Below are 22,052 nucleotides of genomic sequence, written 5' to 3'. Positions count from 1 at the left end.
AGGAATTAGGAATTAGGAATTAGGAATTAGGAATTAGGAATTAGGAATTAGGAATTAGGAATTAGGAATTAGGAAAACTAAAATTTTGAAACTTACAAAACAATAAAACTTGTAACTTTTTTACTCTGACCTTTGAACCTTTGAACCTTTGAACTTTGAAAATATAAAAATGAAAGGAGTTTTATTAATAAATTTAGGATCGCCAGATAGCACAAAAACAAAAGACGTTAGAACGTATTTAGACGAATTTTTAATGGACGAACGCGTCATCGATATTCCGTATTGGAAACGTTGGTTATTAATTAAAGGAATCATTTTAAACGTAAGACCAAAAAAATCTGCTGCTGCGTATAAAAAAATATGGTGGAAAGAAGGATCGCCTTTGGTGGTGATTTCTGAACGTTTTGCGAAAAAAGTTGCTGATAACACAGAAATTCCGGTTGCTTTGGCAATGCGTTATGGAAGTATGACTATTAAAAAAGGGTTTCAAGAATTAGCAGACAAAGGTGTTGACGAAATTTTAATTGTTCCTTTGTATCCACATTATGCAATGTCTTCTACAGAAACCGTTTTGGTAAAAGCAGAAGAAATTAGAAAAGAGTTTTATCCAAATATAAAAACGACTGAAATTCCGCATTTTTATAATGAACCAAGATATATCAAAGCAATGTCTGACAACATCAAAAATCATTTAAAGGATTTTGAATATGATCATATTTTGTTTTCGTATCATGGAATTCCTGAACGTCATATTTTTAAAACGGATCCGACAAAAAAGCATTGTAAACTTGATAAATCTTGTTGCGAAAAACCATCGATTGCTCACGAAACTTGTTACCGTCATCAATGTTTTGAAACGACCAAAGAAATTGTAAAAGCATTGGATTTAAAAGAAGGAACGTATAGCAATTCATTTCAATCAAGATTATTAAAAGATCCTTGGTTAAAACCGTACACAGATTTTGAATTTGATAGAATTCCGAAAGAAGAAGGCAAACGAAAAATGGCAGTTGTTACTCCGGCTTTTGTATCCGATTGTTTAGAAACTTTAGAGGAAATTGCCATGGAAGGAAAAGAGCAATTTTTAGAAGGTGGCGGAACAGATTACAAACACATTCCGTGTATGAACGACAATGATGATTGGGTAAAAGTAATGAATACCTGGATTGATGAATGGGCGGAAAACAATGAACAATAAACAGTTAACAATTGTCATTGCGAGGAAGCATGACGTGGCAATCTCATTAAAATTAGAATAATTACTTTTACTTTCGACTTTAAAACTTAGTATAACATTATGGATTTTTTATACGTAAAAGCATTACACATTATTTTTGTTGTTACTTGGTTTGCAGGTTTGTTCTACATTATTCGCTTGTTTATTTATCATGTAGAAGCCGAAGACAAGGAAGAACCCGCAAAAGAAATTTTACAAACTCAATATAAATTGATGTCAAAAAGATTGTGGTACATTATTACATGGCCGTCTGCAATTTTAGCGAGTTTCTTTGCTTTTTGGATGTTGTATAAAAATCCTGCGTATTTAACAATGGATTGGATGTTGGTTAAATTAGCATTTGTTTTGGCGTTGTATTTTTATCATGGCGCTTGTCAAAAAATATTTACACAATTACAAAATGATATTGTTAAATATTCTTCTTTTAAACTACGAATTTGGAACGAAGTTGCCACCATTATTCTATTTGCTGTTGTATTTTTAGTCACATTAAAAAGTGCTATCAACTGGATTTGGGGCGTTGTTGGAATTGCGCTTTTCGGAGTTCTATTAATGCTCGGAATTAAATTGTATAAAAATATCAGAGCGAAAAAAGATTGGGATACTTCTGAAGAAAATGATTTATTAGAAGAAGAAGATTTAGAAAATTAACTTCTTATCGATTGCTCAAAAGGAATTCTATTTACAATAGATCTTCCCAAAGTAACTTCATCTGCGTATTCTAGCTCGTCGCCAACTGAAATTCCGCGTGCAATAGTAGAAGTTGTAATTTCAAATTTTTCTATTTGTTTAAAAATATAGAAGTTCGTTGTATCGCCTTCCATTGTAGAGCTTAGTGCAAAAATCAATTCTTTCACTTCTCCGTTTGCTACTTTTTCTACCAACGATTCTATTTGTAAATTGTGTGGACCAATACCTTCTATCGGAGAAATTTTTCCGCCCAACACATGATACAATCCTTTAAATTGCGAAGTACTTTCTATCGCCATTACATCACGAATATCTTCTACAACACACACAATTTCTGAATTCCGTTTCGGATTGTTACAGATTTCGCACAAAACGGTATCAGAAATATTATGACATTTTTCACACGACTTTACATCATTACGCAAATGCAACAACGCTTCTGACAAATAATTGGTATGTTCTGTTGGTTGTTTTAACAAATGCAACACCAAACGCAATGCTGTTCGCTTTCCAATTCCTGGTAAACGCGAAACTTCGTTCACTGCATTTTCTAACAATTTTGATGAAAAATCCATAGTTGCGAAATTACTAATTATCAATTACGAATTATTAATTTTTAAATAAAATTTTAAAAAGAGTATATTCGTAATTTACAACTCATAACTCGTAATTAATCCATGCAACCACTTCATATTATTTTATTAATCGTAGCATACTTTAGTGTTCTAATTTTAATTTCTTACATCACAGGAAAATCAGCAACTAATCAAACTTTTTTTAAAGCAAATAATTCATCGCCTTGGTATTTAGTTGCTTTTGGTATGATTGGCGCATCACTTTCTGGAGTCACATTTATTTCTGTTCCGGGTTGGGTAGAAGACCAAAGTATGGGTTATATGCAAATGGTTTTGGGTTATGTTGTTGGGTATGCAATTATCGGTTTGGTTTTATTACCGCTGTATTATCGCTTAAATTTAACGTCGATTTACACGTATTTAGAAGATAGATTTGGACGAAATTCTTACAAAACCGGAGCATCATTCTTTCTGATTTCTAGAACCATTGGCGCTGCTTTCCGATTATTTTTAGTTGCCAATGTATTGCAATTATTATTGTTTGATGCATATGGAGTTCCGTTTTGGGTAACCGTTTCTATCACTATTTTATTAATTTGGTTGTACACGTTTAAAGGCGGAATTAAAACCATTGTTTGGACAGATACTTTGCAAACTTTATTTATGCTAATTGCAGTTGGAGTTTGTATTTATACCATTTCTGGTGAAATGCAAATCAGTAATATTTTTAGTTATGTTGCAGATAGCGATTTGTCTAAAGCCTTCTTTTTTGAAGATGCAAAAGCAGGAAATTATTTCTGGAAACAATTTTTAGCTGGAGCTTTTGTTGCCATTGCAATGACAGGTTTAGACCAAGATATGATGCAGAAAAACTTAACCTGCAGAAACTTAAAAGACGCACAGAAAAACATGTTTTGGTTTACCATTGTATTGGTAATTGTCAACTTTTTCTTTTTAGCATTGGGAGTTTTATTGACAGATTACGCTCAACGAAACGGAATTGACGCACATAAAGACGAATTATTTCCGATTATCGCCACCAAAGGAACTTTAGGTTTGGCAACTGCGATTTTCTTTTTATTAGGATTGATTGCTGCTGCTTATTCAAGCGCAGATTCTGCATTAACTTCTTTAACGACTTCTTTTAGTATTGATATTTTAGAAATTGACAAGAAAAAAGAGAAAAGTGAACAAGAAAAGATTCGTAAAAAAATTCATGTGTTGTTTTCTTTTGTGTTGATAGCAACCATTCTTGTTTTTAAATATTTTATTGCGGATGCAAGTGTTATTGCTAAGATATTTACGTTTGCTAATTACACCTACGGACCTTTATTAGGTTTGTATGCTTTTGGTTTATTTACCAAACTCAACGTAAAAGACAAAGCCGTTCCGTTTATCTGTTTATCTTCTCCAATACTAACTTTCTTAATCAATTATTTGTGCATAACCTATTTAAGTTTCGACTTTAGTTTTGCTTTATTGATATTAAACGGATTGATTACGTTTATTGGATTGTGGTTGTTTAAGAGAAAGTAATTTAACTTGTTTCCAAACACCTTTTTCGGTAACTTCGCTAACTCCAGATATATAACGTTAAAACGTTCGATATCATAAAAGTTAGCGAAACCTCCAAAAAACTCTTTCAACATGAAAAAAACAATTTCTATTATTGGCGGTGGACCTTCAGCTTTTTTATTGGCAGCTTTTTTAGATACTTCAAAATTTGATGTTACTATTTATGAAAAAAACAAAACTGCTGGCCGTAAGTTTTTAGTTGCAGGTAAAGGCGGATTTAATATCACGCATTCAGAACCGATGGAGCAATTCCTTAAACGCTATACGCCTACTGATTTTTTAGAAGATGCATTACTAAATTTTACAAATGCTGATTTTAGAAATTGGTTAAAACAAATTGGAATTCCGACTTATGTTGGAAGCAGTAAAAGAATCTATCCAGAAGAAGGCATTAAACCAATTGAAGTGTTGAATGCAATTCTCACTTTTTTAAAAGAAAAAGGGATTACAATTACATACGAACACACTTTTACGGATTGGGACATTGATAACAATCCGATAATCAACAACAAAATTGTCAAAGCAGATTATACTGTTTTTTCTTTAGGCGGCGGAAGCTGGAAAATTACGGGTTCTGATGGAAATTGGCGCAACACATTTGCTAAAAAAGGAATCAATACAACTCCTTTTGGTGCTTCAAATTGTGCGTATCAAGTTCATTGGAAATCAGAATTCATCAATAAAAACGAGGGAATTCCTTTAAAAAACATTGCAATTTCTTGTGAAAAGAAAACACAAAAAGGAGAAGCTGTGATTACCAAATTTGGGTTGGAAGGAAATGCCATTTACGGATTGAGTCCGCAAATTAGAGAAGCACTTTCTAAAGATTCAAAAGCAACCATTTTTATCGATTTTAAACCTTCGTTCACTTTAGAAAATGTGCTTTCTAAGATCAATTCATCAACACAAAAAAACACAACTGCAACCTTAAAGAAAGATCTGAAACTAAGTTCGGCACAAATCGACCTTTTAAAAACAACGCTTTCTAAAGAGTCGTATTTAACTCCAGATTTATTAGCAGAATTCATTAAAAAATTTCCTCTAAAAATTACAAATACAGCTGAAATCGATGAAGCCATTTCTACCGTTGGCGGAATTGAATTAGACGCAATCACCAAAAATTTTGAATTAAAAAACTTACCAAATCAATTTTGCATTGGAGAAATGCTCAATTGGGATGCACCAACTGGCGGTTACTTGCTGCAAGCTTGTGCAAGTATTGGTGTGTGTGTTGCAAGGCATTTGAATAAAATAAATTAAAAAAACTTCAAAAAAAATGCAATAATTGTTGATTGCTTCGTCTTTATAGATGAAGACCTACAAAAAAGGGACTTGAATGTCATCAGAAACAGAAAACGATAAGCAACTAAAAGCATTCTTTAACTCAGAATATCATAACCTAAAAGCTTATGTACATTCTAAGATTGAAAACGATGCTGATAGAGATGCCGAAGATATCATTCAAGATGTAGCATTAAAAATTTTTTCTCGTAAAAGTGTTTTACCAATAAACAACATCGCAGGTTATGTCTATTATTCGATAAAAAATAAAATTATCGACAGTTTAAGAAAAGGCAAAAAAACCACAAATATTGATGATGATTTTGAAAATCAATTAACAGGTTTTGCGGAAAATTTTTACGAAAGTTCAGAACAACAATATTCAGAAGAATTAAAAACTGAATTAAAGAAAGCCATTTTTAATTTAAAACCTCATTACAGAGAAATCATCTTAGCTGTAGATGTAGAAGGTTATAATTATAAAGAAATTTCTCATGATACAGGAATTCCGATTGGTACGCTAATGTCTAGAAGACACAGAGCTATTTCCATTCTTTTTAAAAGTCTAGAAAACAAAAAAAATAATAGTTAAAACACACAATATGTCAAATTACTGGAAACACAAATTAAGAACAAAAAGCCCATTAGAAATTGCTGGGTGGATCGTATTAGGAATACTTGCAATCACTGGAATCGCTATATTATTTGGTTTTGTGGTGATGTGGTTATGGAATTGGTTAATGCCAGAAATATTCGGATTAACAACCATTACATATTGGCAAGCAGTTGGTCTTTTTATCCTCGCAAAATTTATATTTGGTGGCTTTGGAGGAAGTAGCGACAATAGCAGTTGTGAGCCTAAATCTAAAAAAGAAAAAAATTCTAAAAATGATTTTTCTAAATGGAGGTTGTACGATTCTTATTGGAAAGAAGAAGGAGAATCTGCCTATGAAGAATATATTAAAAAGAGAAACCATCCAATAACAGATACTATTCCTGAAGAAAACTAAGTTTTTAAGAACTAAATTATGCAATTAATTATCCTAAGAACAGATATCAAGACAAAGAAAAAAGTTAAACAAATAAAACCTTTGCTAAACCAACACCCAATTATTACAAGTTGGTCTATCGATTTAGAAGACATCGATAATGTACTGCGAGTTGAAGCGAATGATAATTTACATGAAAATGATGTAAAAAACATTGTCCAAAAAGAGGGATTTTATTGTGAAAGTTTATAAGTAATCTTTCTCAAAAACTAATAAAAAACTCCTATTTTTATACTTACAATTAATATGTAAGTAATGAAAAACAGAATCGAAGAAGATTTATTAGGAACTATGGAGATTTCAAACAATCTCTATTACGGAATTCACACACAAAGAGCCATTGATAATTTTAAAATATCAAAAGCAACAATTAGTGATTATCCCATTTTTATAAAAGGAATGGTGTTGACTAAAAAAGCTTGTGCTTCTGCCAATAAAGAAATTGGTACAATTCCGGCTGATAAAGCAGATATGATTATCCAAGCTTGTGATGAAATTCTAAATAACATTTCTAAGTATGCTAACTATTTTCCGGTGGATGTTTTTCAAGGTGGCGCAGGAACTTCTGTAAACATGAATACCAATGAAGTAATTGCCAATGTAGCTTTGCAATTAAATGGTTACGAATTTGGAAACTACAATATTGTACACCCAAACGATCATGTAAATAAATCACAATCTACCAACGATGCATATCCTTCAGGATTTAGAATTGCGTTGTATTATTATATCAATCAACTTATTGAAGATTTAAGTTACTTGATAAAAGAAATCAGTAAAAAATCAGCAAAATTCTCGAACGTATTAAAGATGGGAAGAACGCAATTACAAGATGCAGTTCCGATGTCTATGGGCGATGAGTTTTCTGCTTGGGCAACTAATTTAAGAGAAGAAATTAAAAGCTTACGAACTGTTAGAAATTTAATTTTAGAATTAAATTTAGGAGGCACAGCAATCGGAACTGGTGTAAATGCACCAAAAAATTTTACAGAAAAATCTATCAATTATTTACATGAATTTACTGGTGTTAAATTTGTAAAAGCACATAATTTAATTGAAGCAACTTCAGATTGTGGTGCTTATGTAATGGTTTCTGGTGCTTTAAAGAGAACGGCTGTGAAAATGTCTAAAATCTGTAACGATTTACGCTTGTTGTCTTCTGGACCAAGATGTGGTTTTAATGAAATTAACTTGCCAGAAATGCAAGCTGGTTCTTCTATTATGCCAGCAAAAGTAAATCCTGTAATTCCAGAAGTTGTAAATCAAGTTTGTTTTAAAGTAATTGGGAATGATGTAACTATTTCTTTTGCTGCTGAAGCCGGACAATTACAATTAAATGTAATGGAACCCGTAATTGCTCAATCGCTTTTTGAATCTTTAGAATTATTATCGAATGCGTGTACAACATTGGCGGATAAATGTATAAACGGCATTACAGCAAACGCAAAACACACTAAAAATATGGTGTACAATTCTGTTGGATTGATTACCTATTTGAATCCGTATATTGGTCATCATATGGGAGATATTATTGGTAAAGAAGCCATTGCAACAGGAAAATCGATTCGAGAATTAGTGCTCGAAAAAGAATTGTTATCTGTAGCAGAATTAGATGCAATTTTAACCGTAAAAAACTTAATGCGCCCAGAATATAAAGCAGGATTAAAAAAAGAAAACTAATACTATATCGCTCAGAAAACATTTGTATTTTTACTGAGTAAAAACAATATAAATATGAACTATTTAGGATTTATTGGACCTTTTGCTTTAATTGTAATTCTGTTATTTGCTATTGCCTTACCAATAATAGCATTAATCGATATTTTAAGAAGTGATTTTAAAGGAAATGACAAAATAGTTTGGATTCTTATCGTTTTGCTTGCCAATTTATTTGGTACACTTTTATACTTTATGATTGGTACTAAACAAAAAATTAAGTAATCTAAATTTATGGCTCACGATTTAAGCAATCATAGAAAATCTTACGAAAAGCAAGAATTGCTAGAAAGCAATTGCCCAGAAAACCCCATCGAATTATTTCAACAATGGTTTTTAAATGCAGATGCTTCAGAAATGATTCACGAAGCAAATGCAGTTACTGTTGCTTCTATTGGTTTAGACGGATTTCCTAAAAGTAGAGTTGTTTTACTTAAAAAATATACTTGGGAAGGTTTTATCTTTTACACCAATTACAATTCTGAAAAAGGAAAAGCAATTTTAGCAAACAATCATATTTGTTTGTCTTTTTTTTGGGCTGGATTAGAGCAACAAATCATCATCAAGGGAAAAGCAGAGAAATTGGCAGAAAATTTATCTGACGGCTATTTTGAATCACGTCCAGACGGAAGTAAATTAGGCGCTTGGGCATCAAACCAAAGTGAAGTTGTTTCCTCGAGAGAAGTATTAGACAATCAACTTAAAACCTTTGAAGAAAAATACAATCAACAAGAAATTCCACGTCCTAAACATTGGGGCGGATTTTTAGTAAAACCTATTTCTATAGAGTTTTGGCAAGGAAGACCCAACAGAATGCACGATAGAATTCGCTATACTTTACAAGAAGATTTTTCTTGGAAAATAGAACGATTAGCTCCATAATTTTTTATATTTACTACATCAAACTTTAGAATGAAAACACTCTATATTGTTCGTCACGCAAAATCTTCTTGGGAATATGAAGGCATTGCAGATATTGATAGACCACTTAAAGAACGTGGCATTAAAGACGCGCACTTAATCTCTAATTACTTAGCAGAAACCATTAAAAAACCAGATGTTTTTGTAACCAGTAGCGCAAACAGAGCAATGCATACATCAATTATTTTTTGTGATAATTTTGGATATCCTTTATCTAACTTGTACATAAAAAAACAATTGTATAATTTTAGTGATGGCTATTTGGTTAAAACAATAAAAGCATTAGACGATAGTTTTGATTCAGCTATAATTTTTAGTCATGATCACGGAATTAACACTTTTGTAAATAAATACGGAAGCAAACCAATTGCTCATGTACCAACTTGTGGAATCATCGGAATTGAATTTGACAACGAACATTGGAAAAGTTTAAAAAAAGGAAAAACAACATTAATTGAATTTCCTAAAAACCATAAATAAAAAAAACGCTTGTTAGAAATTAAAAAATATGCAGCAATAGATATTGGCTCAAACGCCATACGTTTGCTCATTGCAAATGTTATTGTAGAAAAAGACAAAGAACCGCAATTTAGAAAATCATCCTTGGTTCGTGTTCCAATTCGGTTAGGAGCAGACACCTTTGTTTCAGGAGAAATTACTCCTGCAAACACTCAAAGAATGGTAGATGCCATGGAAGCTTTTAAATTATTAATGAAAATTAATAATGTGGAAAAATACAAAGCCTGCGCAACTTCTGCAATGCGTGAGGCCGAAAACGGTAAAGATATTGCAAAAATGATTTTAGAAAAAACAGGCGTTGAAATTGAAATTATAGGCGGTAAAAAAGAAGCTGCTATTATTTCCTCTACAGATTTAAACGAACTGATTGAAAGCGATTCGTCTTATTTATATGTTGATGTTGGCGGAGGTAGTACAGAATTCACCATCTTCTCTAAAGGAAAAATCATCAACACTAAGTCTTTTAAAATGGGAACGGTTCGTTTGATAAACAACACCAAAGCAGAAAATAAAGTTATTTTTAAAGAGGTACAAAAATGGGTTGAAGCCAATACTAAAGATCTCAAAAAATTATCTTTAATTGGTTCTGGAGGAAATATCAATAAGATTTTTAAAATGTCTGGCAGAACAATTGGAAAACCAATTTCTTATATTTATTTAAATGCGCAATATCAATTCTTAAAAAAGATGAGTTTTGATGATCGTATTTCTGAATTAAGTTTAAATCCAGATAGAGCAGATGTAATTATTCCGGCAACAAAAATCTATTTATCAGCAATGAAATGGAGCGGAGCAAGAAAAATTTATGTTCCTAAAATTGGGTTGGCAGACGGAATTATAAAAAGTTTATATCGCAATAAATTATAAACTTCCTTTTACATAATCAGTAATTAAGAAATCAAACTTTTCTTGATCTTCTAAAAATTGTGTTTGTATTTGCAAATAGTAAAGGTTTTCTAGTTGATTAGACAAGCGCACAAAATCTTTCTCTGTTGTTAATATGATTTTATTTTTAGATTTTAATGCTTTAAATTGCTCTTTTATATCAGCGATTTCCTTTTCTGAAAATTGGTGATGATCCGAGAACTTTATGTGTTTAAATACACAGTTCAGTCCTAATAAATGCGCTTCTAATGGTTTCGGATTTGCAATTCCAGTTACCAATACAACTTCATATGAATTTAAATCTGAAGTTTTAATTTCAGTTTTATTATTACTTAATAAAACAGCTGCATATTGTATTGTCGAGAAGAAAATTGGGCCATTAAAATATTTACCTATCAATTGTTTAAGCTCTTTTTTTTCTAAAGCATCAATTGTAGTTGGACATTTAGTTACTACTAAAACATCAGCACGTTTAGCGCCAATTCTTCGTTCTCTCAAGTTTCCTGTTGGCAATACAAAATCATTGGAAAACAATTCATTGTACTTTGTCAATAACACATAAAATCCGGCTGTTACTTTTCTATGTTGAAAAGCATCGTCTAATAAAAGAACTTCTGAACGTTGCATTTGCTCAATTCCATGAACTCTATTTTCATCAACAGCAACCGTAATATCTTTAAATTTTCTAGAAAATTGCAATGGCTCATCACCTACTTCTAAAGCGTTTTTTGTGTCATCCACCAAAATAAAACCGTTGGTTTTTCTGCCATAACCTCTGCTTAAAACTCCAATTTTATAATTGTCTTTTAACAATTGAATTAAATATTCTATTTGTGGTGTTTTTCCTGTTCCGCCAACAGACAAGTTACCTACAGCAATAATTGGTTTTTTAAATCTTGTTGATGTAAACAAACCAATATCAAAAAAGTAGTTACGAATAGTGGTAACAACACTATAAATGATGGCAAACGGAAATAATAAAAATCGAATAAATTTCATTAGTACTAAAGTAATTAAAAATCTTAACTTTGGTTCTCGTTATAATTTTCTTTTTAAAGAATATTACACGAGTTTATTTTTAATTTAAACGCAATGAAAATACAAAACATAACCAATTATTTAGAAGAATTAGCTCCGCTTTCTTACGCAGAAAGTTTTGATAATGTTGGCTTATTAGTTGGCGATTACACTACCGAAGTTACTGGCGTTTTGGTAACTTTAGATAGTTTAGAAGCAACAGTTGATGAAGCAATTGCTAAAAATTGCAATTTAATTGTGAGTTTTCATCCCATCATTTTTAGCGGATTAAAAAAATTAAATGGCGCAACTTACGTAGAACGTGTTGTATTAAAAGCGATAAAAAATAACATTGCTATTTATGCAATGCACACCGCTTTAGACAATATAAAAGACGGAGTTAGCGGAAAAATTTGCGAAGTTTTAGATTTAAAAAACACAGAAATTTTAATTCCAAAATCGAATCTAAATACTCAGGAAACCATTGGAATGGGAATGATTGGCGAATTGGAAAATGAAATGGATGAAGTAGCTTTTTTACAATTTGTTAAAAACACAATGAAAACCGAATGTGTTCGTCATTCAGAATTATTAGGAAAATCAATAAAAAAAGTAGCTGTTTTGGGGGGTTCTGGAAGCTTTGCAATTGAAAACGCAATCGCCTTAAATGCAGACGCATATATTAGTGCTGATTTTAAATATCACGATTTTTTTAAGGCAGAAAAACAAATTTTATTGGCAGATATCGGTCATTATGAAAGTGAACAATTCACAAAAAATCTTTTAGTTGAGTATCTTACAAAAAAATTCACTAATTTTGCAGTCATTTTATCAGAAAAAAGTACAAACCCAATTTATTACAGTTAAAACATGGCAAAGAAGAAAGAGGTTACGGTAGAAGAAAAATTAAGAGCATTATATGACTTACAATTAATCGATTCTAGAATTGATGAAATCAATAGCGTTAGTGGAGAATTACCTTTAGAAGTAGAAGATTTAGAAGATGAGATTGCAGGTTTAAACACTAGACTTTCAAATTACGCAGAAGACGTAGCAAACTTAGATACAGACATTAACAACAAAAAATTGTTAATTGAAGAATCTAAAGCCTTGATGAAAAAATACGAAGAGCAACAAAAGAAAGTTAGAAATAACAGAGAGTTTGATTCTATTACAAAAGAAATTGAATATCAAGAATTAGAAATTCAATTGGCTGAAAAAAGAATTGGAGAATATTCTGCTAGAATAGAGCAAAAAAATGAAATCATAAATGCTACTAAAGAGAAATTAGCAAAGCAAAATGAGCATTTAAAACATAAAAAAGCTGAATTAGACGGAATTTTAAAAGAAACTGAAAAAGAGCAAAAAATGTTAGTTGCAAAATCTGCTGAATTTTCTGCAGAAATTGACGAGCATTTATTAGCAGCATATAAAAGAATTCGATCTAAAGTAAAAAACGGATTGGCAGTTGTATCAATTGAAAGAGGAGCTTCTGGTGGTTCTTTCTTTACAATTCCGCCTCAAGTTCAAGTAGAAATTGCTACTCGTAAAAAAATTACGATTGATGAATATAGTGGTAGAATTTTAGTTGATGCTGATTTAGCAAAAGAAGAAAAAGAAAAAATTGATGCTTTAATTTCTTAAAGAAAATCAATTTTTAACACATAAAAAAACTCGGAGAAATATCTCCGAGTTTTTTGCTTTTATAAATGTTGTAGTTTAATAATCTAACCTTTTTATATAATCTAGTTTTTGTTCCCAAATGCTAATTTCATCTTTATAAGAATCAATATTTTTTCTTACGTTTAACAGTAATGGGTTATCACTTTTTGCATTAGAGAAAAAGCTTAAATTGTTTTCTAATTGCTGAATTTCTTTATTAATTTCATCAATCTTCTTTCTAACAAATAATTGTTCAGAATTTAATTTATGCCCATTTCCTTGGGCCATAAATCCATCTATTAAATTCTTATATTTAAGCATTGCTATTTCGTCTTTACTTAAAGATAATCCTTCTAACAGCTTATCTATTTGCTTATAAAATTTAGACTCTATATGTCTTACAGCTCTTGGTGTATCTCCTAAATTTCTCCATTTTTGGATAAACTCGTTGATTTCTTCAATGGTTGCTTTTTCCACCTTTTTAATTTCTTCGAGATATACTTTTTTCTCTTCAATAAAAACTTGTTGTTCTTTATTTAAATCGTCTTGTCGGTTATGATATCTATCAAAATAATGATTACAAGCAGCTTTGAAACGTTTCCAAATATCATCAGAAAATTTTCTTGGCACATGTCCAATTTTTTTCCAATCAGCTTGAATTTTTTTCATGGTGTTGGTCGCGTTTTCCCAATCTTCACTTTCTTTAAACGATTCGGCTAATTCAATAAGTGCATTTTTCTTATCTAGATTATCTTGCTGAATGCTTTTTTCTTTTTTGTAAAAAACATTTTTAGCGGCATTAAATTTTTTGGTTGCTGCTTTAAATTTTAACCAAACCTCTTCGCTTTTACTATACGGTAATTTACCCGCATCGAAATATTGTTTTCTTAGTGCTTCAATATCATTAATGCTTTTTTGCCAATCGCTATGTTTTTTGTTTTTAGAGGTATCGTAATTTTCTATTGAAGCTACTATCTCTAACTTCTTCTCAATAATATCTTGGTGTTGAGATTTTAAAGACCTAAAATAATCGTGTCTTTTATCGTGTATTTTTTTACTTGCTGCACTAAATTTTTGCCAAACTTCTTCTCTATGCTCTTGAGAAACTGGTCCAATATCTTCTTTCCATGCTTTGTGATATTGCTGTAGTTCTTTAAAGGCATCATTAACATTATCTAATTCAGCCAAAGCTTCTACCTTTTCAATTAATCTTAGTTTTTCTTCTAAGTTATTCTTAAAATCCAAATCTCTAAAATCATTACTTAAATGTAACAAATCGTAAAAACGCTCTACATGATGATGGTAATTTCTCCAAGTATCATTGTATTTGTTTCTTGGCACAGCTCCTATTTCCCTCCAACTTGTTTGTATAACTTTAAAGTTTTTATACATTGTTTTTGGATCTGCATTTTCAATCAACTCTTTAAGTTCATTAATAACTTTATGTCGCTTTTCTAAATTATTTTTTAATTGGGTATCTAAATCAGAATAATAAGCGTCTCTTTTCTTTTTGTAGTCCGACAATAAAGAATTGTATTTGGCTTTAACTGGACTTGAATATTGAAAATCAATAGAATTTCCTCCTTCTGCTAAAAATGCTGCTTTCTTTTCGGCTAAAATTGCGCCAAATTTTGCGTTAAAAGCATTTTTAATTGCATCTATGTTTTTCTTTAATTGTTGTACAGGAAAATCTTTCAGCAGCTTTTCTAACTCCTCCGTCAAAGACTCCAACTCCATGTTCTCATATGCCAACATAGGTATAGAGTTTCTTTCCTCGTCTTTTTCTGCTTCTTCCGCCACTTTCTCTTCAATCTCTTCAACAGCTTTATTGGTTGATGCTTTTTCATCTTCAACTTCTGTTGCTGTTTCCTCCGCTTTCACTTCTTTCACTTTATCAGCTTTTTTAGCTTTTGGAGTTGCAATTGGTGTTACTTCATTTTCTTCTGGAGTTGGATTGATTTGATCTTCTGAATTCTCTTGATTTTTATCTAACATCTTATAATGTTTAAGGTTCCTATATTAATCCTTAAATATAGGGATGTATTATAAATTGACAAAAAAAGTTCGCTTTTTATCACAAAAAATTAGCGATTCCAAATCTGCCAAGATTTCTCGGCTTGAAGTTGTAACATTTCCAATCCGTTTTTAATCTTAGCATCTTTATTTTTACCATGTTCTAAAAATGTTGTAGTTGCCGGATTGTAAATCAAATCGTATAATAAATGTTGAGAAGTAAGATATTGATATGGAATATCTGGACACAAATCTGTTTCTGGAAAAGTTCCTAAAGGTGTACAATTAATAATGATTGTATAACTAGAAATTACTTCTTCAGTAAGAGTAGAATAAGAGATTTCATTTTCTTTTTTTGGATCTCTAGAAACAAAAACAAACTCGATTTGTAATTTCTTTAATGCAAATGCAATGGCTTTGGAAGCGCCGCCAGTTCCTAAAACCAAAGCTTTTGTATGATGAATTTCTAACAATGGCTTTAAAGAATTTAAAAAGCCAAACACGTCTGTATTAAAACCTTTTATGGTTCCGTTTTCTAAAAATTTGATGGTGTTTACTGCACCAATTTCTTTTGCTTCATCATCTATTTCTGATAAATAAGGTAAGATTTCCTCTTTATACGGAATGGTAACATTCATTCCACATAGAGCTTTCTGTTGCTCTAAAAGCGCTGGAAATTCTTCTATAGTTTGCAGATCAAAATTCTGATAGTGATGCTTAACTAATTCTAATTCTTCGAACTTTTCTTTAAAAAATCCGCTAGAAAAAGAATAGGAAATATTTCTTCCTAACAACCCAAATAAATACTTACCTTCTTGCTTTTTTTCTTCTATCATAATAATCTATTCCTAAAATTAATGCAATACCAATTATAATATAAAAAATGGCGAACCACGTTTCTGAATTCGAAAAATCAGGAAAATATCGTTCGTAATTCTGTATAATTTTATTTCCTTTTCCGTCTACTAAAAACTCGCTATTTTTCATAGCAAAAACTTTGTGTTTCCACGGCCAAACAATTCCTAAAGAACCCGCAATAAAACCAATTATTATTGCTGTAACTATTTGGTGCCATCGTTTTAAAACATATCCTAAAATATGAGAAAATGAAACCAATCCGAAAGCAGATCCAGCAGTAAAAACAGAAATTATTTTTAAATATCTAATATTTTCTGGAACGTCTAAAACCTCAAAATTACCAGACAAAATTCCTGTAACAATTGTAAACAATCCGTTTACAGAATCTACCAATAGCAGCACATAATTTCCTAGTAAAATTAAAATGAATGAACCTGACAAACCTGGCAACGTCATTCCAGAAACACCGATAATTCCGCATAAAAACACAAACCATAAATTATCATTTTCATGTGCTGGTCTCATAAAACTAATACCTACTCCAACAGAAATTCCGATAACAAAAGAGAGTGTGTTTTTTAAATTCCAATCGCCAAAATCTTTGTAGATATAAAATACAGAACCAATGATCATTCCGAAAAACCAGCTCCAAACATACAATTCGTACTGATGCAAAAAATAATCTAAAACTAAAGAAATGCTAAAATAACTAAACATACTTCCGCCCATAATTAAGAGTAGAAACTGTCCGTTTACATAGTAATAAAAACTTTTAAAGCGTCCGTTTATCAGAAGTTTAAATGCTTTTATATTTATCTTCTGAAAAGAGTAAATTAATTCTTCGTAAAAACTCAACACAAAAGAAACCGTACCGCCAGAAACTCCAGGAACTTTATTTGCAGCTCCCATTGCCAATCCTTTAAAAAAAAGGGAGACTTTCTGTAAAAAAGTACGTTCTAATTTCATTTTATTCTTTTTGAATCTTTTTATCTTCGACTACGTTCAGATAACTATTCTTTTTTAACCGCTAATTTTTCTAATAATAAAATCAGCCCAAAACCAACAATTGCTAACACAATTGCAAACAGTAATTGATTGTCTTCAAAAGCAAACGGAGAAACACTTTGTTGTTTTAACGGAACATCAATTCCGTGAGAATTAGTTCTCCATGTCAATGTTTCTTTCCAAGGCCAAATTTTATTTAAAGAGCCAATAATAAATCCTGTTAAAACGGCTAATGTGTAGTTTTTAAATTTCGCAAACAACCATTTTAAAACTCTAGAAAAAGTTAACAACCCTACAATTGCACCTGCAAAAACAATAGCTACAGTTGTAAAATCTCTATTATTTACTGCAGCTAAAATAGGTTTATATGCGCCTAATAATACTAAAATAAAAGCTCCAGAAATTCCTGGTAAAATCATTGCACAAATTGCCAAAGCACCAGCCAAAAACAAAAATAATGAAGAAGAATTTTCTGTAACTAGCGGATTTAACGTTGTAATATAAAAAGCAAAACCAGCGCCTAGAACTAGTAAAGCAAAAGTTAAGAGATTCCATTTTGCAATTTGCTTAGCAATGTAAATAATACTTGCCAACACCAAACCAAAAAAGAACGACCACAACAGAATTGGTTCGTTTTCTAACATCCATTTTATGGCTTTTGCTAAAGAAACTATACTGACAAAAATTCCGATAAACAATGATACTAGAAATGAGCCATTAACCTGTTTCCAAGCTGCTTTTATTCCGTTTGATTTTAAGGTTTTTAGCAAGCTTAAATTCACGTTACTAATTGACGTTAGTAATTCCTCATAAATTCCAGAAATAAAAGCAATCGTTCCGCCAGAAACTCCAGGCACAACATCTGCTGCTCCCATTGCCATTCCTTTTAATCCGATTACTACAAAATCTTTAATTGTTCTACTCATCTGTTTGGTTTGTTTTTTTTTAGTAAAACGAAGATACACGAAATTGTGAAAACAGCGATATTGTAATTTTATTTAGTTTGACACTAAGCATTTAAAAACTTAACTTAGCCTACAATTCTCATCAAACTAGAAATTATGCATAGAAAAATAGCAATTTTTTCCTTTTTTACAGTGTTATTAATTGGTTGTGATCTTCAAAAAGAAACACCCATAAATGTCTCTGAACTTACCATTTATCAAATCCATGATTCTTATCAAAAAGGAAATTACACGAGTGAAGAATTGGTAAAAGCATACATCAAAAGAATTCAAGAACACGATTCTGAAATCAATTCGATATCCATCATAAACTCTCATGCAATTTCTAGAGCGAAAGCATTGGATAAAGAATTTCAGAAAACCAACAAATTAAGACCGCTTCACGGAATACCAATTATTATAAAAGATAATATCAATACAAAAAATCTTCCAACAACTGGCGGTGCATTAGCGTTGAAAGATTTTATTCCAGAAGAAAATGCATTTGTTATCAATAAATTAATTGACGCTGGAGCAATTATTATTGCAAAATCGAATATGGCAGAATGGGCTTTTTCTGCAATGCATACAGAAAGTTCAACAAAAGGAACCACTCGAAATCCTTATAATTTAGCAAATGTTCCGGCTGGATCAAGCGGAGGAACAGCAGCTTCTGTTGCCGCAAATTTTGGAACAATTGGATTAGGAACTGACACAGGAAATTCTATTCGAGGACCTTCTTCGCATAATGCATTGATTGGATTTAGAACTACGCTAGGATTGATTAGTAGAGAAGGAATTATTCCGTTGTTTTTAAGAAATGATGTTGTTGGTCCGATGGGAAGAACCGTTGAAGATGCAACTCGTGTGTTAGAAATTATGGCAGGAATTGATCCAAAAGATAAAATAACTTCCTATTCTAAAGGAAAAACTTTTAAAAATTACACACAGTTTTTAAATAAAGACGGATTAAAAGGCGCTAGAATTGGAGTTTTAAGAGAATTAAGTGAAGACAATGTTGCCCCTGAAGTAAAAGTTTTGTTTGAAAAAGCAATTGTAGATTTAGGTTCTTTAGGTGCAGAAATTATTGACCCAATTGTTGTTCCTAATTTTGCAGAATTACGACAAAATCAATGGTGTTCTGAGTTTAAAAAAGATGTTGAAGAGTATTTAGCAACCTATGTTAAAAACGACACTATAAAAACTATTGAAGATATTATCAGAATTGGTAGCACTTCAAAATATGCGAGCGATAATCTATTATCTGCAAGTAAAAAGTTTACGCGTTGGGGCGATGTAAAAGAGAAATGTTTGGATGCATATAAAGATCCAAGGAGAATTGCGTTTAGAGAAGCAATTGAAAAAGTAATGAATTCTTTACAATTAGACGCTATTATTTATCCAACTTGGAATAATAAACCTGCTAGAATCGATTTCTTTGAAAAAGAATATTTGGGCGATAACAATCAAATTATTGCGCCACATACTGGTCAACCCGCTTTTACTGTTCCGATGGGATTTACAAAAGGAAATTTGCCAGCAGGAATTCAATTTTTAGGTAGAATGTATGCAGAACCAACGTTGATAAAACTGGCCTATTCTTACGAACAAGGAACAATGCATAGAAAAGAACCAAAATTAAAATCAAATAAATAAAACAATACACATGAAAAAAATGATATTCTTATTTCTGATTGCAGTAGTTTCAATCAGTTGTAAAACAAAAGAAGAAGTTAAATTAGTGATAACACCAATTGAACACGGAACCGCCGCTTTTACATTAGATACGCTAACCGTTTTTATTGATCCAACAGGAAATGCAGATGGGTTTGCTAACTTTTCTGCTCCAAATTATATTTTTATTACAGACATTCATGGAGATCATTTAAGTATAAAAACATTGGAATCTTTAGATTTATCTGAAACGACAATTGTTGCTCCAAAAGCGGTTGCAGAAAAATTACCAGAAGGAATTGCAAAAGAAATCATCATTATGAACAACGGAGAAGAAAAAACATTTGGTATTTTAAAAGCAGAGGCAATTCCGATGTACAATCTTAGAGAAGAAGCGTTGAAATTTCACACAAAAGGGAGAGGAAATGGCTATGTTTTTACCATTGCCAATCAGCGAATTTATTTTTCTGGCGATACAGAAGACATTCCAGAAATGCGCGCGTTAAAAAACATAGACAAAGCTTTTATCTGCATGAATTTACCCTACACAATGACTGTGGAAAGTGCTGCTAATGCGGTGTTGGAATTCAAACCAAAAGAAGTGTATCCGTATCATTATAGAGGAACTGGTGGCTTGAGTGATGTTACTAAATTTAAAAGTATGGTAAACGTAGGAAATAGCGATATTAACGTTGTACAGTTGAATTGGTACCCGGATCAAAAATGATCATTTATAAAAAAACCGAGCTGACAAACTCGGTTTTTTATTTTTCAAAAATTATTGCGACTACTCCGTCGCTTTTAAATAATTGCTAATTATTGTTTGCACATTTTCATTATCAAAAACTGTTGGATACAACTCTTCAATAACCTTTCTATAATCTGCGTCAATTGCGAGTCCGTTTTTTAAATGAATCAAAGCGTATTTTTCTTTAGAAGTCAACATAAACAAACCACACAAACGATATTCTATTTCTGCAAATTGCTTGTAGGTGTTTTTAGCTTTGATAATCACTTTTAAAGCATCTTTAAACTCGCCCAAAAACAATAAAACATCAGCCAAACCAACATAAATCTCTAAAGATTCATCCTCTAAATCTAAACACTTTTCAAAAGCTTTTACCGCTTCTTCATAAAAGTTTAATTTTAAACTAATTTCAGCATATTTTTTCCAATACATTGGGTTTGAATCATCAATATGCAATGCTTTTCTAATATAATACAGCGCTTTTTGATATTGCTCTTCTTCTTGAAATAAATTGGTTAACAACAACCAAGCTTTGTCTAATAACGGATCTTCATGCACCGCTTTCTTAAAATATTTTGTTGCTGCATCTAAATCGTTTAATTTCTGATAACATTCTCCGATTCTAACAAATACAAATGCAGTTGGATCGTCTAATTCTAACGTAATTAAGTAATTCTGAATCGCTTCTTCATACCGTTCTAATTCTTCTAAAGTTTTTGCTTTTTCTAAATATCCACCGATAAATGATTCATCAATAAGTACTGCATAATCAAAAGCACGCAACGCTTCTTTAAATCTGTTTAACACAAAATATTGTCTTCCTAATTGGTGCCAAGCTACTTCGCAATACGGATTTGTGTCTATATAATTTGTCAAATACACAATTGCTTCTTCGTGGTTGTTTTCCATGTCAAAACAATAGACAACATTGTACAAAGACGAATAATCTTCATAATCTACATCAATACAATTGGCAAAATTTAGTCGTGCATTTTCGAAATCGTCTAAGTACAAATATTCCATGCCAACCATAGACCAAATATCTGCTGGATCATCTGTAACCGCTAAAATCTGATTCAACGTTTGTATTGCCTCAACATGTTTATCATTTTTAGATAAAATAATTGCTTTCTGAATCAGTAATTCTTCATTGTTGGGCGCAATGGCTTCTATTTCGTTGATTAAAGAAGTTGCATTTTGTAGTTTGTCTTCAAAAATTAACAGCTCAACTTTTAATAATTTTAAAACGATAGAAGTTGGATGTTGTTCCAAACCTAACTTCACTGCTTTGTTCGCTAAAGAATGCTTCCCATTATCTAAATAATGCTGAATGATTTCTTCAAACTCAACAGAGTCAAAGAAATACACATTATTTGTTTTTAACATGGATTCGAATTTTGATAGTGACATAGGCTTCTGGTTTTATCATCAAAAAGAAAAAACATAATTTGTATTCCTTTTTTATTCGATTAAATAAGTTGTAACAATCTACTTGTATTACAGAATTAAAAGTACTACAAGTCTTGGTGCACATTTATAAAAAGCAGTTTACTTTTCAACAAATTAATTAACAAAAATTAAGCCTTTTTTAAAATGCTTTTCAGTAAAATTTTGCGAATCCTTTTATTTACACTAATTTTGCGTAGTATTAATTATCAGTTTTACTGATTTATTCCAGATAAA

General features: G+C 31.2%; 23 protein-coding genes. 16 read left to right on the top strand and 7 right to left on the bottom strand.

What is annotated here, in order from left to right:
• Positions 1-169: 169 nt before the first annotated feature.
• Together hemH and ACEWL1_RS12045 are read left to right on the top strand one after the other, a co-directional pair.
• Positions 170-1,198 carry a ferrochelatase gene (hemH, locus tag ACEWL1_RS12050; RefSeq protein ID WP_409233553.1) on the top strand — a complete coding sequence of 343 codons (1,029 nt, stop codon included), beginning with the start codon at positions 170-172 and terminating at the stop codon, positions 1,196-1,198.
• Positions 1,199-1,297: 99 nt separating this feature from the next.
• Positions 1,298-1,888 (top strand): CopD family protein, encoded by a 591-nt coding sequence (locus ACEWL1_RS12045; RefSeq protein WP_409233552.1) that lies wholly within the window; start codon positions 1,298-1,300, stop codon positions 1,886-1,888.
• Here ACEWL1_RS12045 and recR read toward each other — a convergent pair.
• Positions 1,885-2,502, bottom strand: a complete 618-nt coding sequence (gene recR, locus ACEWL1_RS12040; RefSeq protein WP_347173966.1) for a recombination mediator RecR — start codon at positions 2,500-2,502, stop codon at positions 1,885-1,887. The genes ACEWL1_RS12045 and recR overlap by 4 nt on opposite strands.
• 102 nt (positions 2,503-2,604) lie before the next feature.
• Here recR and ACEWL1_RS12035 point away from each other — a divergent pair, with 102 nt between their 5' ends.
• From ACEWL1_RS12035 to ACEWL1_RS11990, 10 genes are all read left to right on the top strand, one after another.
• Positions 2,605-4,038 (top strand): sodium:solute symporter, encoded by a 1,434-nt coding sequence (locus tag ACEWL1_RS12035; protein ID WP_409233551.1) that lies wholly within the window; start codon positions 2,605-2,607, stop codon positions 4,036-4,038.
• A 111-nt stretch (positions 4,039-4,149) separates the two neighbouring features.
• Positions 4,150-5,337 carry a BaiN/RdsA family NAD(P)/FAD-dependent oxidoreductase gene (locus tag ACEWL1_RS12030; RefSeq protein WP_409233550.1) on the top strand — a complete coding sequence of 396 codons (1,188 nt, stop codon included), beginning with the start codon at positions 4,150-4,152 and terminating at the stop codon, positions 5,335-5,337.
• A 76-nt stretch (positions 5,338-5,413) separates the two neighbouring features.
• Positions 5,414-5,950 (top strand): RNA polymerase sigma factor, encoded by a 537-nt coding sequence (locus ACEWL1_RS12025; protein ID WP_409233549.1) that lies wholly within the window; start codon positions 5,414-5,416, stop codon positions 5,948-5,950.
• A 10-nt stretch (positions 5,951-5,960) separates the two neighbouring features.
• Complete coding sequence (locus ACEWL1_RS12020) at positions 5,961-6,368, top strand: hypothetical protein (RefSeq protein WP_409233548.1); 408 nt, start codon at positions 5,961-5,963, stop codon at positions 6,366-6,368.
• An 18-nt stretch (positions 6,369-6,386) separates the two neighbouring features.
• Positions 6,387-6,599, top strand: coding sequence for a hypothetical protein (locus ACEWL1_RS12015; RefSeq protein ID WP_409233547.1), 213 nt, complete (start codon positions 6,387-6,389; stop codon positions 6,597-6,599).
• Between the two features lie 63 nt (positions 6,600-6,662).
• Positions 6,663-8,087: an aspartate ammonia-lyase gene (aspA, locus tag ACEWL1_RS12010; RefSeq protein ID WP_409233546.1), complete on the top strand. Its 1,425-nt coding sequence runs from the start codon at positions 6,663-6,665 to the stop codon at positions 8,085-8,087.
• 54 nt (positions 8,088-8,141) lie between these two features.
• On the top strand, positions 8,142-8,348 hold the full coding sequence (locus ACEWL1_RS12005) for a PLDc N-terminal domain-containing protein (protein WP_409233545.1): 207 nt from the start codon (positions 8,142-8,144) through the stop codon (positions 8,346-8,348).
• A 9-nt stretch (positions 8,349-8,357) separates the two neighbouring features.
• Positions 8,358-9,005 (top strand): pyridoxamine 5'-phosphate oxidase, encoded by a 648-nt coding sequence (pdxH, locus tag ACEWL1_RS12000; protein WP_347173975.1) that lies wholly within the window; start codon positions 8,358-8,360, stop codon positions 9,003-9,005.
• A gap of 30 nt (positions 9,006-9,035) precedes the next feature.
• Entirely contained in the window at positions 9,036-9,524 is a 489-nt protein-coding gene (locus ACEWL1_RS11995) for a SixA phosphatase family protein (protein WP_409233544.1), read from the top strand.
• Between the two features lie 9 nt (positions 9,525-9,533).
• The gene (locus tag ACEWL1_RS11990) at positions 9,534-10,430 is read left to right on the top strand and encodes a Ppx/GppA phosphatase family protein (RefSeq protein WP_409233543.1); all 897 of its coding nucleotides are present in this window, start codon (positions 9,534-9,536) and stop codon (positions 10,428-10,430) included.
• On the opposite strand, the gene lpxK is transcribed toward ACEWL1_RS11990, so the two are convergent.
• On the bottom strand, positions 10,425-11,447 hold the full coding sequence (gene lpxK / locus ACEWL1_RS11985; RefSeq protein ID WP_409233542.1) for a tetraacyldisaccharide 4'-kinase: 1,023 nt from the start codon (positions 11,445-11,447) through the stop codon (positions 10,425-10,427). The genes ACEWL1_RS11990 and lpxK overlap by 6 nt on opposite strands.
• 93 nt (positions 11,448-11,540) lie before the next feature.
• On the opposite strand from lpxK, the gene ACEWL1_RS11980 reads away from it, so the two are divergent.
• Together ACEWL1_RS11980 and ACEWL1_RS11975 are read left to right on the top strand one after the other, a co-directional pair.
• The gene (locus tag ACEWL1_RS11980) at positions 11,541-12,332 is read left to right on the top strand and encodes a Nif3-like dinuclear metal center hexameric protein (protein ID WP_409233541.1); all 792 of its coding nucleotides are present in this window, start codon (positions 11,541-11,543) and stop codon (positions 12,330-12,332) included.
• 3 nt (positions 12,333-12,335) lie between these two features.
• Positions 12,336-13,109, top strand: a complete 774-nt coding sequence (locus tag ACEWL1_RS11975) for a zinc ribbon domain-containing protein (protein WP_409233540.1) — start codon at positions 12,336-12,338, stop codon at positions 13,107-13,109.
• Between the two features lie 75 nt (positions 13,110-13,184).
• On the opposite strand, the gene ACEWL1_RS11970 is transcribed toward ACEWL1_RS11975, so the two are convergent.
• The 4 genes from ACEWL1_RS11970 to ACEWL1_RS11955 form a co-directional block, all read right to left on the bottom strand.
• Positions 13,185-15,122: a DUF349 domain-containing protein gene (locus ACEWL1_RS11970; RefSeq protein ID WP_409233539.1), complete on the bottom strand. Its 1,938-nt coding sequence runs from the start codon at positions 15,120-15,122 to the stop codon at positions 13,185-13,187.
• An 89-nt stretch (positions 15,123-15,211) separates the two neighbouring features.
• On the bottom strand, positions 15,212-15,976 hold the full coding sequence (locus tag ACEWL1_RS11965) for a shikimate dehydrogenase family protein (RefSeq protein WP_409233538.1): 765 nt from the start codon (positions 15,974-15,976) through the stop codon (positions 15,212-15,214).
• Positions 15,948-16,964 (bottom strand): DUF368 domain-containing protein, encoded by a 1,017-nt coding sequence (locus tag ACEWL1_RS11960; protein WP_409233537.1) that lies wholly within the window; start codon positions 16,962-16,964, stop codon positions 15,948-15,950. The genes ACEWL1_RS11965 and ACEWL1_RS11960 overlap by 29 nt, the downstream gene beginning before the upstream one ends.
• 44 nt (positions 16,965-17,008) lie before the next feature.
• Complete coding sequence (locus ACEWL1_RS11955; protein WP_409233536.1) at positions 17,009-17,929, bottom strand: polyprenyl-phosphate transporter; 921 nt, start codon at positions 17,927-17,929, stop codon at positions 17,009-17,011.
• A gap of 135 nt (positions 17,930-18,064) precedes the next feature.
• On the opposite strand from ACEWL1_RS11955, the gene ACEWL1_RS11950 reads away from it, so the two are divergent.
• Both ACEWL1_RS11950 and ACEWL1_RS11945 read left to right on the top strand, forming a co-directional pair.
• Entirely contained in the window at positions 18,065-19,603 is a 1,539-nt protein-coding gene (locus tag ACEWL1_RS11950) for an amidase (RefSeq protein ID WP_409233535.1), read from the top strand.
• Positions 19,604-19,613: 10 nt separating this feature from the next.
• Complete coding sequence (locus ACEWL1_RS11945; protein ID WP_409233534.1) at positions 19,614-20,348, top strand: MBL fold metallo-hydrolase; 735 nt, start codon at positions 19,614-19,616, stop codon at positions 20,346-20,348.
• Positions 20,349-20,408: 60 nt separating this feature from the next.
• On the opposite strand, the gene ACEWL1_RS11940 is transcribed toward ACEWL1_RS11945, so the two are convergent.
• Positions 20,409-21,779, bottom strand: coding sequence for a tetratricopeptide repeat protein (locus ACEWL1_RS11940; RefSeq protein WP_409233533.1), 1,371 nt, complete (start codon positions 21,777-21,779; stop codon positions 20,409-20,411).
• Positions 21,780-22,052: the final 273 nt, after the last annotated feature.

Origin of the sequence: Polaribacter gochangensis, assembly GCF_046224025.1 — a bacterium.
Taxonomy (GTDB): Bacteria; Bacteroidota; Bacteroidia; order Flavobacteriales; family Flavobacteriaceae; genus Polaribacter; species Polaribacter gochangensis.
This window is presented reverse-complemented; position numbering and strand designations above follow the sequence as displayed.

Excerpts from the sequence above, each read along its gene's own strand:
- hemH (WP_409233553.1), top strand. The coding sequence starts at position 170 with ATGAAAGGAGTTTTATTAATAAATTTAGGATCGCCAGATAGCACAAAA.
- ACEWL1_RS12045 (WP_409233552.1), top strand. The coding sequence starts at position 1,298 with ATGGATTTTTTATACGTAAAAGCATTACACATTATTTTTGTTGTTACT.
- recR (WP_347173966.1), bottom strand. The coding sequence starts at position 2,502 with ATGGATTTTTCATCAAAATTGTTAGAAAATGCAGTGAACGAAGTTTCG.
- ACEWL1_RS12035 (WP_409233551.1), top strand. The coding sequence starts at position 2,605 with ATGCAACCACTTCATATTATTTTATTAATCGTAGCATACTTTAGTGTT.
- ACEWL1_RS12030 (WP_409233550.1), top strand. The coding sequence starts at position 4,150 with ATGAAAAAAACAATTTCTATTATTGGCGGTGGACCTTCAGCTTTTTTA.
- ACEWL1_RS12025 (WP_409233549.1), top strand. The coding sequence starts at position 5,414 with ATGTCATCAGAAACAGAAAACGATAAGCAACTAAAAGCATTCTTTAAC.
- ACEWL1_RS12020 (WP_409233548.1), top strand. The coding sequence starts at position 5,961 with ATGTCAAATTACTGGAAACACAAATTAAGAACAAAAAGCCCATTAGAA.
- ACEWL1_RS12015 (WP_409233547.1), top strand. The coding sequence starts at position 6,387 with ATGCAATTAATTATCCTAAGAACAGATATCAAGACAAAGAAAAAAGTT.
- aspA (WP_409233546.1), top strand. The coding sequence starts at position 6,663 with ATGAAAAACAGAATCGAAGAAGATTTATTAGGAACTATGGAGATTTCA.
- ACEWL1_RS12005 (WP_409233545.1), top strand. The coding sequence starts at position 8,142 with ATGAACTATTTAGGATTTATTGGACCTTTTGCTTTAATTGTAATTCTG.
- pdxH (WP_347173975.1), top strand. The coding sequence starts at position 8,358 with ATGGCTCACGATTTAAGCAATCATAGAAAATCTTACGAAAAGCAAGAA.
- ACEWL1_RS11995 (WP_409233544.1), top strand. The coding sequence starts at position 9,036 with ATGAAAACACTCTATATTGTTCGTCACGCAAAATCTTCTTGGGAATAT.
- lpxK (WP_409233542.1), bottom strand. The coding sequence starts at position 11,447 with ATGAAATTTATTCGATTTTTATTATTTCCGTTTGCCATCATTTATAGT.
- ACEWL1_RS11980 (WP_409233541.1), top strand. The coding sequence starts at position 11,541 with ATGAAAATACAAAACATAACCAATTATTTAGAAGAATTAGCTCCGCTT.
- ACEWL1_RS11975 (WP_409233540.1), top strand. The coding sequence starts at position 12,336 with ATGGCAAAGAAGAAAGAGGTTACGGTAGAAGAAAAATTAAGAGCATTA.
- ACEWL1_RS11970 (WP_409233539.1), bottom strand. The coding sequence starts at position 15,122 with ATGTTAGATAAAAATCAAGAGAATTCAGAAGATCAAATCAATCCAACT.
- ACEWL1_RS11965 (WP_409233538.1), bottom strand. The coding sequence starts at position 15,976 with ATGATAGAAGAAAAAAAGCAAGAAGGTAAGTATTTATTTGGGTTGTTA.
- ACEWL1_RS11960 (WP_409233537.1), bottom strand. The coding sequence starts at position 16,964 with ATGAAATTAGAACGTACTTTTTTACAGAAAGTCTCCCTTTTTTTTAAA.
- ACEWL1_RS11955 (WP_409233536.1), bottom strand. The coding sequence starts at position 17,929 with ATGAGTAGAACAATTAAAGATTTTGTAGTAATCGGATTAAAAGGAATG.
- ACEWL1_RS11950 (WP_409233535.1), top strand. The coding sequence starts at position 18,065 with ATGCATAGAAAAATAGCAATTTTTTCCTTTTTTACAGTGTTATTAATT.
- ACEWL1_RS11945 (WP_409233534.1), top strand. The coding sequence starts at position 19,614 with ATGAAAAAAATGATATTCTTATTTCTGATTGCAGTAGTTTCAATCAGT.
- ACEWL1_RS11940 (WP_409233533.1), bottom strand. The coding sequence starts at position 21,779 with ATGTCACTATCAAAATTCGAATCCATGTTAAAAACAAATAATGTGTAT.